Below are 14,897 nucleotides of genomic sequence, written 5' to 3'. Positions count from 1 at the left end.
CCACTCCTTTCTGTTCTTTGACAGAAGAATGGCCACAGTATGATGTAAATTTCAAATCAATAAAAACCTTTTTTGCTTCTAACATATTGATACTACATTGGTTACATTAAAACAAAATTTAAACGTTGGGACAGTAGTGATAAAGTTCTTAAAAGGCATTCTGGATTAGTTTAAAATCAACCATATTCTTTTTTGAATCAAACAGGATAGAGACAACATCAAAACGAAAGCAGAGATTCCGATACTTACTTGTTTTAATGTATGCCTCTGCAATACGACGAATTCTATTCTGCTTAGTGCGAGTAACTGAACTTTCTGGCGGGCCAAATCTGTCTGACGAACGAGTTTTAACCTCAATAAATACCAAAGTATCCTTATCCTTTGCAATAATATCTATTTCCCCCCATAGAGACCTATAATTTCTTTCAATTATTTTATATCTCTTTGTCTTGAGGAATCTACATGTAAAGTCTTCTCCATATTCTCCTAAAGATATTTTTCCCCTTTGCTTATTCTCCTTTTCCAGAACAGGAGAAAACGACCTTCTGTGAATAGAAGATATGCCAAACCTTGCTATTGCTTCAAGATGAAACTGTGTAGCATACCCCTTATGTTTTTCAAAGCCATACTGAGGATATTGTTTTGCGTAATCTATCATTATTCTGTCTCTTGTGACTTTCGCAATAATAGACGCTGCAGCTATAGACGCGCTTTTTGAATCACCTTTAACAATTGCTATCTGCGGCTTTTTCAAACTTGGTACTCTTAATCCGTCAACCAGTATACATCCCGGAGAGATATCTAAGTTATCAATTGCTCTATTCATAGCGCGGTGTGTGGCAGCCAATATATTGATTTTATCTACTTCTTCTGTATCTGCAATTCCAATACCAACACTTAGCGCTACATCATATATTTGATTAAATAAATTATCTCTTTTTTGGGGACTGAGCTTTTTAGAATCGTTTAAGCCCTGGATATTACAACATTTAGGAAGGATTACTGCACCTGCAACAACTGGTCCTGCAAGAGGACCTCTGCCGGCCTCATCCAGCCCCGCAATTAAGTTTTTGCCCTGTGCATATAACTTGTTTTCATAAAAAAACATGCATTTAGACTTTTTTAGTCTGTTTTTTCTTTTCCTTAACCTTAGCTGCTTTTCCAACTCTTTCACGTAAGTAATATAGTTTTGCCCTTCTGACAGCGCCTTGTCTTGTGACTTCGATCTTTGTAATATTTGGAGAATGTAGAGGGAATATTCTTTCCACTCCCTCGCCATAGCTGACTTTTCTTACCGTAAAGGTCTCGCTGATGCCGCCTCCCTTTCTTCTAATCACAATGCCCTGAAATACTTGAACACGCTCTTTTCTCTCTGCCTTTTCTTTCTTCTGCCCCATCTTCCCTTTTTTAGCCGCTATCTCTTCTACGATCTTTACATGAACTTTTACTGTATCTCCTATACGAAAATCAGGGATACTGTCTTTTCTTTGCGACTTACTTATTCCATCCAGAACACTTCCTCTATTAGACATATCATCTCCTCCAGAAAAGTTATTTTAATTTTTCAAAATATCCGGTCTTCTTAATAATGTTCTTTCCAAAGATTTCTTCTTTCTCCATAATTCTATTTGATTATGGTTGCCGCTAAGTAGAACTTTCGGAACCCTGAGCCCTCTGAATACCGGTGGCCTCGTATATTGAGGATACCCTAAAAAAGGACCAGAGAAAGAGTCAGTTTTTATAGAATCCTGATTGCCAAGCACCCCTGGTATTAATCTAGCAATAGTATCAATAATAACCATTGCTGGTAATTCACCCCCTGTTAGCACATAATCACCTATTGAAATTTCCCTATTAACTAAATTGCGAATTCGTTCATCAACGCCTTCATATCTTCCGCATATAAATATTAGGGTATGTTTCTCTTTTAACTCCCTTGCCATATCCTGATTGAATCTTTCCCCTTGTGGACAGGTAAGAATAACAGAGGTGTTCTCGGTTTCAATCTTGAATTCTTCCTTTATATGATCCACTGCTTTGTATACTGGCTCAGGTTTCATAACCATGCCACAGCCGCCACCATATGGAGTATCATCCGTAGTTCTTCTCATCCCATCAGCAAAATCTCGAAGATTGTGTATATTTATATCCACATACCCTCTTTCCTGTGCTTTTCCTAGTATACTCTGATGCAGAGGAAATTTAAACATATCTGGGAATATTGTGAGAACATGTATTATCATTAGTGCGCTCTGCTAATTTTCTTTTTGCTTTTTTTCTGTATTTGCTTGCCCTTACCACTCCCCTTCTTAACCTGTGCTACTTTGGTACCGGGTGTTGTCTTGCGTGTGGCCTTATCTTTTGTTGCCTTCTCCTTGCTTTCTTCTTTTCCTTTTCCTTTTCCTTTATCTTTACCTTCCACTTCTGCAACAGGTTTATTCACAACTTTTTCTTGCTTCTGGGATTTTTTAACTCCACTTAATATACCCCTTACTGTATCAGAAAGCTGCGCCCCTTTCTTTACCCACATATTGACCTTTTCGATGTCAATATCTACCTTTTTGGGATTATCTACTGGTCCATAATGTCCTAACTGCTCCAAAATCTTTCCTCTGGTAGAGACCCTGGAATCGACAACGACTATCCTATAATAAGGTTTCTTCTTTGCTCCCAATCTTCTTAGTCTAATTGTAACTGGCATTTTAATCTCCTTTTATCGTTTTTGGTTTTTAAACCCACTATGAACTCTTTTTCCAATTCATTATATTTATAACACAATATATGCCAAAGTGAAAATTCAGTTTTTCCCTTTCAACTCTTTCATCGCTTCGTCCATCTTAGTGGTCGCGTTAGTAAGACAGTCCCCTACAATGTTAGAAAAAATCTCGCGGAACTCTAACGCTCTACTAATAGTAATGCTTCCTGAACCCAGTTTTTTAACACCATTCCAAAATCCTTTATCTAGTTCCTTACCAAATGACTCACCATATTTTGCTGATATTTCGTCTCTACATTTTCTATATTCTACATAATATTCTTCTAATTTTAACTTCTTGAAATAATCATGTAACCGCGCTGAAGAATTAGCCGCAGATTCTGTTTCTTTTTCTAATTCATTAACCTTCTTGTCAGACAAGCGTGGGACAAAAGACGGCTTTAGCGACTTATATTTATCAGGAATATACGGGTTTGATTTCCTGAGCGCAATGAGCTGTTTCTCTTTCTCCCTCCAGACTTCGTCAAACCCGACTGGCTCCGGCAGATCAACCACATCAAGAAACCCGTACTTAGTATCTCTTACCTGACCTAACAGCGCCTGCGCACTCAGACCTCTTGCATCTTCATAATTGCCCTTTTCCGCCGCGTCAACGGCATCCTTTGGAAAATTGCTCGCGCACAAAAGCATCTGCAATTGATTATTTTCCATTTCTCTTTTCTTTTTATTTTTTTTCTCTAGTTGCTGCCATGTTGCAAGCCTTTTTTTCTCTTCTGCGAGGGCGTTTTGGGCGTTCGTCAAATTTTGCCTGATGACCCCGTCATTGGGGGAGTTTATCAGGGCCTTTTTGTAATAATCAATTGCCTCTTTCCAATTTCCCGCCTTGTATGCTTGGTTTCCCTTCTCATTCAGTTTAAAAGCCTCAATCTTTCGGGGGTCTGGAGCCGGTTGTTTTACGCCGACTGGAAATGAGCCCAACGAATTGTCTTGTATTCGCCACTGTTCCCAGTCTATACCAAATGCCATGTTAGCTTGCAGCAGACCGATGGCAAAACACAAGACAAAAGCCAAAACACCTTTTTTAATCGTCATTCCTCGTTTAATCTGCCAGTTAGTTTATTCGCCTCTTGCTCCAGATCGTTTCAAGGCAGAAAGAATTGCCCCAAATATCGCAATGCGCTGATTATATAGCACCGAGAACTCGCTTACGTTCTTCGGGTCACCTTTATTCACTACTATCTGCTGCACCTTGTTGTCAGCCATTTGCGCCCGTTCGTTCAAGACCAGCATTGCCTTTTCAATCCGTGTTATAAATTTGGTTAAATCTCCCCGGCTCTTTTCCCGTATCAGCAACGGCAGGGTGTTGTTTTTGACTTCTATAAGAATCCCGTTGTTCCAGCGCAGATCATTCGCTGTATAGGTGTTGGGTAATTCAATAAAGTCCTCAAGAGGCGGGTGGGCAATCTTCTTAACAACCGCCTTCGAAGGTCTTCCATTCTCAAGAACCACCATAGCAGCCGTCAACTCTTTTACACTGCGCAGATAACCATTTACTGGCTGCCATATGTCATCCTTCAGCCGCGCTACAATCACTTGCTCAACAGGTTTCGCATCCCAGGTTGGATACTCGCGATAAATGGAAAATGCGGCCATATCATTGGATTTAAGTTCCTTAGAAGAGCAACCAAAGCCCAGAAATGACCAAACAGACTGCCCATTGATACTGACCTGCCGAATCCTTGACTTGCGGTATGCAGACACTGCCTTTAATTTGTCAGGATCTGCCTGCCTTATGCTCCGGACAACAGCTTCGGTTAAAGAGTCCATGGTCAGTTTTTTTGAACGCGCCATAGATTTCTTACCAGTTAAGTCAAAAAGAAAGCAGACCCTTGGTAAATCTGACCTTCCGGGGATAGGCAAGAGACCCAATGGGCTTGTAAGCGTCAGCCACAACTTATCTGTCCGAGTAAACGAAACGGTTTTATCAATTACCCATTCACCTTCGCCAGTCACCCGGGTGCGTACTTTACATTCAATTTCACTCCCTGACGGAAACGGGATTACACCCATGGTAAACCCTGTAAGCATCGCGCCCCAGTCACTGTTGGAACATTTACTGTTCACATCAACGTAAACGGGGATATCGCCAAAATCGTTGCCCAACAAATCAGGATAAAGACCAGAGACATGTTGTTTCATGTCCGTTATTTTTATTCCTTTGACATCAACATACATATTTGATTTTTTGTCTTGGTCCGCATTAAGCTGAACAAGACAAAACTTTACATTATCTGAGACCGCAAACTTATCCATCCCATGCTCTGGCTTTAATGTTGTTGCAAAGCGTGTTGAAGCACAGCCCGTGAGAAGAAAACTCAGCAGGAAAAACGCTAGGACAGTTTTAATCATTTTTGAATTTTTCATATCATATCTTTTTATGGTTTTTTAAATCATTCCGGGGAACAGCCCTCTTTTGCCAAGAGACCCTCCCCGTTTTATTAATTCTTTAATCATTCGTCTTGATGCAATAAAATTCTTAATAAGCAGGTTAACATCCTGAATATTTGTTCCACTGCCTCGAGCTATACGTTTTCGTCTTTGTCCGTTAATTATCTCTATGCTTCTTCTCTCTTCCTTGGTCATTGAATTAATAATTGCTTCCTGTTTCTTTATAGTCCCCTCATCAATCTTTAAATTTTTAAATTGACCCTGCATAGGAAGCATTTGTAAAATTTCCTGCATCGATCCAAGCTTTCTCATCTTCTTAAGCTGATCAAGAAAATCCTCTAAAGTTAAGGTTTCTTTTCTCATTTTCTTCTCAAGCGCTTTTTCCTGTTCAGCTTTATCTTTGAATTCTGCCTTATCAATTAAGCTAAGAATATCCCCCATTCCCAGTATTCTGGATGCCATTCTATCCGGATAAAATAATTCTAAATTATCGAGTTTTTCGCCATTTCCAATAAATTTAACAGGCTTACCTGTAATAGCACATATAGATATTGCTGCGCCGCCTCTAGCATCTCCATCCATTTTCGTAAGAATTATGCCATCTATTCCCAGAATATCCTGATATTCTCTTGCTATATTCACTGCATCCTGGCCTGTCATAGCATCTGCTACCAGTAGAACTTCATGTGCCCCTGTAGCCTTTTTCATATCCACCAGCTCTGTCATTAGAGTCTGGTCAATATGAAGCCTGCCTGCTGTATCAATAATAACAATATCCTTGTTGTCTCTGGAACCAAGCTTAACAGAATCAGTTGCAATCTTTACAGGATCATTATGCCCTGAAAAAACAGGTATATTCAATTGGCTGCCGAGAACTTCCAGCTGTTTCACTGCAGCAGGCCTGTATATATCTGCTGCTGCCAGAAGGCACTGATAATTCTGTTTTGTGAAATATTTTGCAAGTTTAGCAACTGTTGTTGTTTTTCCCCCTCCCTGAAGGCCAACTACCATTATAACCGTAGGCTGCCCTTTTGCCATATTTATACCGCAAGCTGATTTGCCTAAAAGATTGATCAGTTCTTCATGTACTACTTTTATAACCTGCTGCCCTGGTTGAAGGCTTCTAAGTACCTGTTGTCCAACTGCTTTTTCACTAATATTTCCAATAAACTCTTTAACAACCTTATAATTAACATCAGCTTCCAGAAGAACAAGTTGTACCTCCCGTAATGCAGCCTTTATGTTATCATCTGTAAGCCTGCCCGGCTTTCTAAGATTGCGAAATATGTTTTGAAACTTTTCTGATATTATTTCAAGCATTACTATTTCCCTTACCCCGCAATTTTGCAATTGCCTCTTTTATATCAGTCGCTTTAAATACAGCGGTTCCAGCAACCAATATGTTAGCACCTGCTTTTACAACATCTGCTGCTGTGACTTCGTCTATCCCGCCATCTACCTCTATATCAACAGGTAACCCTGCATTATCTATCATTTGCTTAAGCTCTTTTATCTTTGGCAGAACAGATCTGATGAATTTCTGACCGCTAAATCCCGGATTAACGGTCATAACGAGAACCATATCAACCTGTTTTAGAATGTGTTCTATACGCACAATAGGCGTAGAAGGGTTAAGTGAAACTCCGACTGTCTTGGAGAATTTTCGTATATGATCAAAAGTCTTATGTAAATGCTCACATGCCTCAACATGAACAGTTATAATATCTGCGCCTGCTTCTGCAAAAGCATCTATGTATTTGTCTGGATTTTCAATCATTAAATGCACATCAAGCGGAATACTAGTCTTGTTTCTTATAGATTTTACCACTACTGGACCTATTGTTATATTAGGAACAAAATGTCCATCCATAACATCAATATGTATAAGATCCGCTCCTGCTTCCTCAGCTCTATACACCTCTTGCTCAAGTTTTGAAAAATCCGCAGAAAGGATTGAAGGCGCTATTTTTATCATTGGGCCAAATTTCTCCTAAATTAGTTCCATTCTTTTAACACATTTCGTCTTATGTTTCAAGAAATGAAAATGCCAGTAATGCAAGGTAAATCTTACTTGACACATAACATTATACAATCATACAATTGTTATAGTTATTCTAAAATAAAAGCAACTGAAAGGAAAGAATTATGAAGTGCCAAGACTATCCGATGCTAGTTATCAGACCATATCAACTTCTTTGTATCGTGTGTTCACTCGGTGAAAACGACTTGATCTCAAGAAATGCACGACTCAGGAAACTCCGCGAAAGTGTCAGGAACAACCCCGACATGCCCGTCAACCTTCGCTGCAATGGGGGTGGCGTATTTTCTTATCAGGACCCAGGCACCGAAGACGATACTCCGGAAGGATCTGAGTTTAATAGAAAGCGAGACATGGATATTCTTCAGCGGCTGGATCTTGCCCCGGGAAGCATCCTTCCTGCAAGAGTTCTTCTTGGGCGCTTGTTTAAAGCAATCCCTTCCGTTTTCGGAATATGTGGCTACGATACAGTCACATCCGAAGCGTGGCGCGGATGTCCATATGCTAACAGCGGATGTTACGAAAAAGGATATTCGAAGGGAATCAACGCGATCATTCCTCCACGAAGCCAAGAGGAGATGAAAGAGGACAAGGGAATATCCCTGCAGGACATGTACCACGCCGACACGATCAAGATTCGCCCACACATCCTCTTGTGTGCCGTGTCTCAGTATGGTGACGGCGTGAGACCTCCATACGAGCCCGACAACCTGCCTGAGATGATCCAACATATCCTCAAGAACACCGAAACGCCTATTACCCTCGTCTCAGGCGCAGATTGGATGATGTGCGCCTCGTGTCCAAGCCGCGTACTCGAATTGAATGCATGCGGGGGTTCCCAAGGACTTTACAACGAGATGAAAGATCTGAATGTGCTGCAGGCTTTGGGGCTGACATACGGCACCACTATGAAAGCTAGGGAATTATACAAGCTGATCTTCCAGCGCATTCCGAAAACCGCCGGAATTTGCGCGTTGGACAACACCATCGCAGATCTTTCCGTGTGGCGTGATGGATGTGGCAAAATCCCTGCCCCGTGCCCTACCTACGAGAAAGGCAGAGAGATGCTGAGGAAGGAGCTTGTTGAGGGATGACAAGTCGTGCACGGCAAAAGAAGACATCTGCTTACTATCGGAATCTGAAACCTTTTTTAACGGGATGACCTCTAATAAATTCTTCGAAAGATACCTTTCTACTACCCTCAAGCTGCATCTCCTTAAGCAAGCCTAAAGCCCGTATTTTCGCACAAAAATCCCTTGATTTATATAAAATTAGTCGCTATCTTGAACGCAATCTGTTCAATGATGTATGTTTAAATGCGAAACGAAATGAGATTATCTATTTGACATGAATAATAAAGATACAATTAAATTGAGAATCCAAGATGTGGTTTACCGCGGACGTGGCCTGGCGCGGCTGGATGGCATGGTCTACTTTGTTGACGGTGTGCTCCCAAATGAACTGGTGCGAGTGCAAATCAGGAAGCAAAGGAAGAATTGTGCCGAGGCCGACCTGGTGGAGATACTGGAGGAATCGTCCTCGCGTATCATACCATCTTGTGAGTTTGCCGAGAAATGCGAGGGATGTTGTTACCAGCATATGGAGCATGATGCGGAGATAGAATTTAAGCAGAAACAGCTTGTGAACCTTCTTGAACACATGGGTGGATGCCACGAAGTGACCTGCAGAGAGCCAATACGGTGCCCATCCGTGCTTGGATACAGGAACAAGATATCTATGCACGTTAATGGGCGAAGAGACGATAGCAGGACTTTTGGATACTATATGAAGGACAATAAGACCGTTCTCGATATTCCGAATTGCCCATTGGCAATGGACCCTCTTAACAATCTTCTGACAGAACTTAGAAAAGATTACTCGTTCAGCTACGGCACATCGGTCAATCTCAGATGTACAGAGCATGATGGCGCTGTGTATTGGACCAATCACATCGCGCCTTCCAGCCCGAGCCTGGTTGAGAAAACACCCCTTGGCAATATCAGTGTTCCAACAAAAAGTTTCTTCCAGACTAATCCGCGGATAACAGAAGCCCTTTTTGATAGTTTGTCCGAAATACTGAATCGTACTGAACCCAAGGCGGTTATAGACCTCTACTGCGGAGTGGGTACTTTTGCGTTCATAGCGGCAAAGATCGGAGTGAAAGCAGTACTTGGTATAGATACAGACAAGCACGCAATCAACGCAGCAATATGCAATGGACGAGCCTTGAATCTTGATTCGGTAGCGTTCCGTCATGGTTACGCAGAAGATCTGCTTGAAGAAGCGCTGAACAATATCGATGTTAAGAACACGACGGTAATACTCGATCCACCGCGTGCCGGATTGGAGAAACGGGTAGTCGAGATTTTGAGCAGAAAGAAACCGCGCGATATTATTTATGTGTCATGCGCGGCAGACACAATGGCGCGTGACGTGAAGTTTCTGACCAGCCATAGCTATCGACTTATAGACACGGGACTCGTGGACATGTTTCCACGCACCGCATATTTCGAATCTATCACACACCTGAGCTCATCCCTCTGAGTCTCCGCATTTGCGGAGATCTATCGGAACCTGAACCCCTTCTTAACAGGATGGCCTCTGATAAATTCTTCGAAAGATACTTTTCTACTGCTCTCAAGCTGAACCTCATTAAGCAGAAGTTGTCCCTTGCCTGTGCCTACAAGTCCGCCTTTATTCTTCAATATATCCAGTAAAACACTTGTTTTTTCTTTGCTGTATGCGGATTTGTCATAAACTTCTGTTTTGAGTATTTTTAGCATTTTCTTTTTGCCAGATATGTTTAGGAATGTGTAAGTACCTGGCCATGGATTCATAGCTCTTATCATATTATTAATTTCTTTTGCAGGTCTGGTCCAATCTATGAGACCGTCGGATTTCTTGAGCATTGGAGCATACGTCGCCTCTGCATGATTTTGAGTGATTCTGGAACAAGTGCCTTGCTCTATTTGTGCTATAGCTTTAACTAATAATTTTGCTGATAGTTTGCTTAATCTATCATGGAGAGTTTCCAGGTTATCTGAGGGGCTAACCATTATTTTTTCTTGAAGTAAAATGTCACCGGCATCCATTCTTTCATTCATAAACATTATTGTTACACCTGTTTGTTTCTCGCTATTAAGCAATGCTCTTTGCATTGGAGCTGCACCTCTATATTTTGGCAATAAAGACGCATGCGCATTTATACAACCCAAGCGTGGAATATCCAGAATCTGTTTAGGAAGTATTTTGCCATAAGCTACAACAACTACGAGCTCAGGACTGAGTGCTTGAAGGCTCTTTACTAATACATCTGTTATTGTCTCTGGCTGAAGAATCTTAGTATTGTACTCTTGTGCACATAATTTTACAGGAGGAGCCATCACCTCTCTTTGTCTGCCTTTTGACCTGTCAGGCTGCGTAACAACACATATCACATCATGCCCGGCTTTTATAAGAGCATTAAGACTCGGCAGGGCAAAATCAGGTGTCCCCATAAAAACAATTTTTGTCATTCTTTACCAAGCGTGATGGATTTTTTATCCGGCGAAGCAATATTCTCCAGCTTATTTGTGAATTTTTCCAGTCTTCGCTCCGCTGATTCATAAGAGGATTTTGAGTGATAGAGATGCGTGCCTATCTTTGAAAATTCCTCGTAAAACCTCGCCAGATCACCGTGCAGTCTGGCAAGATTGCTTATTATGGTTTGCGCACTCTTTTCTATCCTCATGCCTCTTAATCCAAGTAGAATTGCCTGCAAATATGCATAGAAGCTGTTTGGAGATACGGGAATTACTTTTTTGCGCAAAGCGTAGCTGCAAATACTTTTCTCTTCTCCCAGATTATCGTCCTTTATTATAGTTTCATAATACACGTTCTCTGCGGGAATATACATAAAGGCAAAATCAAAGGTGCCTTCATCGGGCAGTATGTATTTTGATGCAATGCTATCAATATGTTTTTTAACATCGATTACGAATGCTTTTCTTATTTGTGCCTTCTCAATATTGTCCTCTGCACTAATCAGTCTCTTAAAATTTTCCAGAGGGAATTTTGCGTCAATCGGCACCATTTGCTGAGCTAATTTAATAACCGCATCAACTCGTTGACCATTCTTGAAAGTATACTGAAGCTCATAGTGCTCCGGGGACATAATCTGAGAGAGAAGATCTCCCAACAAGAACTCGCCAAAGCCTCCTCTTAATTTTGGCGCTCTGAGTATTTCCTGCAAAGAAGATATGTCTTTTCCAATATCGTATATCCTTTTATTTGCTTCTGCTAATTGCGTAAGCCGATTCTGCACATCTCCAACTACCTTGGTTGTTCCTTCCAGTTTGTCGGAAAAGCTCTTATTGGCTGTTTCAAGCATTTTTATGTTATTCTGCAGCTGTGTATTTATCTGGCTAATTATCAGGGACATCTGCTGATTGAGAACCTGACTATTATCGGAGAGGGTTTTACTAACCTGTTCTCTTAGATTATTTATCTCCTGGTGTATAAGTGGATCAGACGACTGCTTTCTATCCCTAAATAAAAGAGCTAATGTCAGAAGAAATAAAAAAGCAAATATAACTATAATATAACCTGACATACCTGCATATTCCCAGTTTCTCTAGAAGCTATCATTTAATACAGGCAAACTCAAGAGAATTTTGGACCGACAGAGCCTGATAAGCTTGAATTCTCTATTGACAAAAGCTTTTTAATATATAGAATCACCTTCAAACATACATAAGGAGATTGTGCACATGCAGAGACATAAGTCGGCCGTTAAGAGAGTAAGAACTAATAAAAAAAGATACAAAAAAAATAGAGCAACGAAGACAACTATTAAAGCTGCTGTAAAGAATATTGATCAGCTTATAGATAAAAAAGCAAGCGCAGCAGACCTGCAAAAACCAATAAGTAAATCCGTTTCTTTGATAGACAAAGCTACAACTAAGGGAATTATTAAGAAGAACACTGCTCGCAGAAAAAAATCCGTGATAATGCGAAAAGTGAATGAATACATATCTGTTCAATCTGCAGATACTAAAGGTACTAAGTCAAACAAAAAAGAATCTGTATCCAAGAAAAGCGAAGAAATGGAGAAACCCAGTTCTACCAAAAATTAACAACTTCACTTACAATATTTCTTGCCAGATTTTCAATAGCCTCATCTGCAGCTACTTTCTCCGACATTCCTAATCTGCCAGAAGTATAATAAGCAATACTACCTTCAATAGTTTGAGTCCAGATAATCTCATCTTTCTTAAGATTTCTAAATACAACCTGTGTAGTTACTACCATTCGATATTGTTCTACATCATTATTTTCATCATATCCAAGTGGCTCCGTCTTGTATCTTATTACTTGCCCCTCAAGTATAGTGTCTGCTTCTTCATGCTTTAGGAGCCTCAGATTTCCATCCAGAATAAGTTCATTTATGACAGCATCTGTTACTGTTACATGAACATTATGCTCATAGGTCTCATTCTTAAACATTGGCACGTATATAGAGCTTATTCCAGCACCTCTTATTGTGCTGGTAGTATATCCACACCCTGCTAGGACAATAGGAATTAAAAATACAATTAAAATTTTAGGGATTGAAAACCCCTTAGTCGTCTTCTCATTCATTCTTACCTCCCTTGGTTTGTATCTCTTTCAGTTTTTTCTCTGCAAGAACAGTCCATTTACTGAAAGAGTATGTTTTTAATACCCGTTTGTAATAAATTTCTGCAGCTCCCTTGTTGTTTTGCTTATTATAAAACTCTGCTATTTCATAATCCTTCTGTGCTTTTATATCTTGAAGCTCTCTGATCTTACGCTCTGCCAGAGAACAAAGATTACTGTTGGGAAATGATTCAGTAAACTTGGTAAGCTTGTCCATTGTTGCGTCTGTAGAGCTCTGGTCATAAGAAGAACTGTTTGAGGGAGTAATAGAACAAATCGCTATCCAATAGTAGGCATCGTCTACCCAGACACTATTAGGATAATTACTTATAAGTTTTCTAAACTCCTTTGCAGCTTCTTCCAACTTACCTTCCCTTTGATAACAAAGCCCTATTCTATATTGAAATTCATCAGCATTCTTTGAGAATGGCATGTTCTTTATAGCCATACTGTATACTATGGCAGCTTTTTCATATCTCTTTTTATTTTTGTGCACAGTTGGATTTGCAAAAAAGTAATTAGCAATCCTCTTCTGTATATTCGTAATCATCTCTAATTTATCCGGGGAGTGATAACCATCTATTGCCTTCTGGTATTCTTTTGCTGCTGTAAAATACTGGTGCTGATCATAATAATATTGAGCTATTCTAAGCTGTGACTTTTCTGCAAAGGAACTGTTTTTATAAAATTTCAGGAGCTTTTTGTGCTCCGCAAGACACTTCTTGGGCTTTTTATCTTTAAAGCTTTCAGCATATTCAAACTGTTCTTTTGGAGATTCTTTAGGACTAGCTAACACAGGAATCGCAGTAGTAAAGATAAAAATTAGGATAATAATAACACTAAATATTTTATTCATTTTTTACTTATGTATCCCATATCTGTCTTGATTCTATCAGAATAATTGAATTTATGTCAACTGTCTAGCGGGCATATTCCTTTATCATGTATTTCTTCCAACCTGTTTCCATTGATGAAAAGGATTTGAATACCTTAGCATATGCTCCCTGAAATGCTTCATAGGATGAAGCGCCCTGCTTTAATAGAGAGATCATTTTTACATAACAGGCTCTATTCAAAACAACAAAAAGATATTCAACCAATCCTGCTGAGGCTCCATAAAACAACTCAGCCCTACCCTCTGGCGCCTTTTCATACTTAATTAAGTCGTCAAGTTTTATATAGTCATTGCTTTTCATATTTCTTGCTGCTATTATTTTTAAGCTCCTTCCCTTATCTTTTTGCTCATATACTGCCAGTCCTTCATTCAGCCAAAGAGGGATATTGGCTTTAGCGCCCATCATCTGCATAAATACCAGATGTGTAATTTCATGCGGAAGTATATTGGGAAAAAGGTTTGGCGCGTCTTCATACAAGTAGATTGCCCTATGGGTAAGAGGACCGTGAGTGAGCATTCCAGCAGTTCCACCTGACCAACCTGGCTGCCCTGTTTCTTTTACATATTCAGAATGATTTTTGTATAAAACAATAATTGCCTTTGTCTTCCATGAGGCAAATCTCGTAACTCCTGAATGCCCTATAACGCGTCCTGCCACAACCTCAGCTTCTTTAGCTAAATAAGCAGCTCTTTTCTTGCTATAGGAATACACAATAAAATGTTTCGATACATACTTGTAAGAAGGCAGTTTAGCTTGGCTGAAAGGCGCAGCAGCCTGTGCCATAGGACACAGGCCCACAACTATTATTACACAAATAAAGAATAAGACAATAAATTGTGCTGGCTGGGCACATAGGTAACACTTTCTGTTTAAGATTCCCACTGTGATTCTCAATATATCTCATAGATGTTAAATAATCAAGCGCTGTAACACCAAAATGATAATGTCCTAATTAGCCAAAATAGAACATTTCTATTTTGGCTTGACACTTTTGAATTTCTCATCTGTTAGATAAAATTTAAAAGTGCACAGTTTAAAGTTTAAAAGTGCACAATATTTAGGTCTTCATTTTTAGCTGTTTGAACACCAACAAGCCTATTGTCATACCAGCACCTGATTTCAGATATGCCAGTTTTCTCATCAG

General features: G+C 39.9%; 15 protein-coding genes and 1 pseudogene. 3 read left to right on the top strand and 13 right to left on the bottom strand.

From position 1 onward, the window contains the following. Window positions 1-148: 148 nt before the first annotated feature. From Q7J67_09355 to rpe, 8 genes and pseudogenes are all read right to left on the bottom strand, one after another. Window positions 149-1,174: a ribonuclease HII gene (locus Q7J67_09355; GenBank protein MDO9465486.1), complete on the bottom strand. Its 1,026-nt coding sequence runs from the start codon at window positions 1,172-1,174 to the stop codon at window positions 149-151. Continuing rightward, window positions 1,113-1,532 carry a 50S ribosomal protein L19 gene (gene rplS / locus Q7J67_09350; protein ID MDO9465485.1) on the bottom strand — a complete coding sequence of 140 codons (420 nt, stop codon included), beginning with the start codon at window positions 1,530-1,532 and terminating at the stop codon, window positions 1,113-1,115. The genes Q7J67_09355 and rplS overlap by 62 nt, the downstream gene beginning before the upstream one ends. A gap of 24 nt (window positions 1,533-1,556) precedes the next feature. Then, entirely contained in the window at window positions 1,557-2,243 is a 687-nt protein-coding gene (trmD, locus tag Q7J67_09345) for a tRNA (guanosine(37)-N1)-methyltransferase TrmD (protein MDO9465484.1), read from the bottom strand. 230 nt (window positions 2,244-2,473) lie between these two features. Continuing rightward, a pseudogene (gene rpsP, locus Q7J67_09340) lies at window positions 2,474-2,701 on the bottom strand (30S ribosomal protein S16). A gap of 96 nt (window positions 2,702-2,797) precedes the next feature. Next, entirely contained in the window at window positions 2,798-3,808 is a 1,011-nt protein-coding gene (locus Q7J67_09335; protein ID MDO9465483.1) for a tetratricopeptide repeat protein, read from the bottom strand. Window positions 3,809-3,832: 24 nt separating this feature from the next. Continuing rightward, window positions 3,833-5,140 carry a hypothetical protein gene (locus Q7J67_09330; GenBank protein MDO9465482.1) on the bottom strand — a complete coding sequence of 436 codons (1,308 nt, stop codon included), beginning with the start codon at window positions 5,138-5,140 and terminating at the stop codon, window positions 3,833-3,835. 21 nt (window positions 5,141-5,161) lie between these two features. Then, on the bottom strand, window positions 5,162-6,484 hold the full coding sequence (ffh, locus tag Q7J67_09325) for a signal recognition particle protein (GenBank protein MDO9465481.1): 1,323 nt from the start codon (window positions 6,482-6,484) through the stop codon (window positions 5,162-5,164). After that, entirely contained in the window at window positions 6,477-7,139 is a 663-nt protein-coding gene (gene rpe / locus Q7J67_09320; protein MDO9465480.1) for a ribulose-phosphate 3-epimerase, read from the bottom strand. Before rpe ends, ffh begins: the two co-directional genes overlap by 8 nt. Window positions 7,140-7,309: 170 nt before the next feature. Between rpe and Q7J67_09315 the strand changes: the two genes are divergently transcribed. Together Q7J67_09315 and Q7J67_09310 are read left to right on the top strand one after the other, a co-directional pair. Beyond that, a complete protein-coding gene (locus Q7J67_09315) occupies window positions 7,310-8,296 on the top strand; it encodes a DUF1284 domain-containing protein (protein MDO9465479.1) in 987 nt (328 codons plus the stop codon). Between the two features lie 253 nt (window positions 8,297-8,549). After that, a complete protein-coding gene (locus tag Q7J67_09310) occupies window positions 8,550-9,746 on the top strand; it encodes a class I SAM-dependent RNA methyltransferase (GenBank protein ID MDO9465478.1) in 1,197 nt (398 codons plus the stop codon). A 20-nt stretch (window positions 9,747-9,766) separates the two neighbouring features. Here Q7J67_09310 and fmt read toward each other — a convergent pair whose 3' ends face one another. Both fmt and Q7J67_09300 read right to left on the bottom strand, forming a co-directional pair. Further along, window positions 9,767-10,717 carry a methionyl-tRNA formyltransferase gene (gene fmt / locus Q7J67_09305; GenBank protein MDO9465477.1) on the bottom strand — a complete coding sequence of 317 codons (951 nt, stop codon included), beginning with the start codon at window positions 10,715-10,717 and terminating at the stop codon, window positions 9,767-9,769. Beyond that, window positions 10,714-11,793: a DNA recombination protein RmuC gene (locus Q7J67_09300; GenBank protein MDO9465476.1), complete on the bottom strand. Its 1,080-nt coding sequence runs from the start codon at window positions 11,791-11,793 to the stop codon at window positions 10,714-10,716. The genes fmt and Q7J67_09300 overlap by 4 nt, the downstream gene beginning before the upstream one ends. Before the next feature lie 157 nt (window positions 11,794-11,950). On the opposite strand from Q7J67_09300, the gene rpsT reads away from it, so the two are divergent. Continuing rightward, a complete protein-coding gene (gene rpsT / locus Q7J67_09295) occupies window positions 11,951-12,316 on the top strand; it encodes a 30S ribosomal protein S20 (protein MDO9465475.1) in 366 nt (121 codons plus the stop codon). Here the strand turns inward: rpsT and Q7J67_09290 are convergent. The 3 genes from Q7J67_09290 to Q7J67_09280 form a co-directional block, all read right to left on the bottom strand. Continuing rightward, on the bottom strand, window positions 12,303-12,821 hold the full coding sequence (locus Q7J67_09290) for an LptE family protein (protein MDO9465474.1): 519 nt from the start codon (window positions 12,819-12,821) through the stop codon (window positions 12,303-12,305). The genes rpsT and Q7J67_09290 overlap by 14 nt on opposite strands. After that, entirely contained in the window at window positions 12,814-13,713 is a 900-nt protein-coding gene (gene bamD, locus Q7J67_09285) for an outer membrane protein assembly factor BamD (GenBank protein ID MDO9465473.1), read from the bottom strand. Before bamD ends, Q7J67_09290 begins: the two co-directional genes overlap by 8 nt. A 64-nt stretch (window positions 13,714-13,777) precedes the next feature. After that, entirely contained in the window at window positions 13,778-14,635 is an 858-nt protein-coding gene (locus tag Q7J67_09280; protein MDO9465472.1) for a hypothetical protein, read from the bottom strand. Window positions 14,636-14,897 lie beyond the last annotated feature (262 nt).

The organism is bacterium, from assembly GCA_030652805.1.
Classification (GTDB): domain Bacteria; phylum JAHJDO01; class JAHJDO01; order JAHJDO01; family JAHJDO01; genus JAHJDO01.
The sequence above is the reverse complement of the archived record's forward strand: the minus strand, read 5'-3'. Positions and strand labels throughout refer to the sequence as shown.

Coding starts and splice junctions, on each gene's coding strand:
- Q7J67_09290 (MDO9465474.1), bottom strand. CDS start 12,821: ATGAATGAGAAGACGACTAAGGGGTTTTCAATCCCTAAAATTTTAATT.
- bamD (MDO9465473.1), bottom strand. CDS start 13,713: ATGAATAAAATATTTAGTGTTATTATTATCCTAATTTTTATCTTTACT.
- Q7J67_09310 (MDO9465478.1), top strand. CDS start 8,550: ATGAATAATAAAGATACAATTAAATTGAGAATCCAAGATGTGGTTTAC.
- fmt (MDO9465477.1), bottom strand. CDS start 10,717: ATGACAAAAATTGTTTTTATGGGGACACCTGATTTTGCCCTGCCGAGT.
- Q7J67_09330 (MDO9465482.1), bottom strand. CDS start 5,140: ATGAAAAATTCAAAAATGATTAAAACTGTCCTAGCGTTTTTCCTGCTG.
- Q7J67_09300 (MDO9465476.1), bottom strand. CDS start 11,793: ATGTCAGGTTATATTATAGTTATATTTGCTTTTTTATTTCTTCTGACA.
- rpe (MDO9465480.1), bottom strand. CDS start 7,139: ATGATAAAAATAGCGCCTTCAATCCTTTCTGCGGATTTTTCAAAACTT.
- trmD (MDO9465484.1), bottom strand. CDS start 2,243: ATGATAATACATGTTCTCACAATATTCCCAGATATGTTTAAATTTCCT.
- ffh (MDO9465481.1), bottom strand. CDS start 6,484: ATGCTTGAAATAATATCAGAAAAGTTTCAAAACATATTTCGCAATCTT.
- Q7J67_09315 (MDO9465479.1), top strand. CDS start 7,310: ATGAAGTGCCAAGACTATCCGATGCTAGTTATCAGACCATATCAACTT.
- rpsT (MDO9465475.1), top strand. CDS start 11,951: ATGCAGAGACATAAGTCGGCCGTTAAGAGAGTAAGAACTAATAAAAAA.
- rplS (MDO9465485.1), bottom strand. CDS start 1,532: ATGTCTAATAGAGGAAGTGTTCTGGATGGAATAAGTAAGTCGCAAAGA.
- Q7J67_09335 (MDO9465483.1), bottom strand. CDS start 3,808: ATGACGATTAAAAAAGGTGTTTTGGCTTTTGTCTTGTGTTTTGCCATC.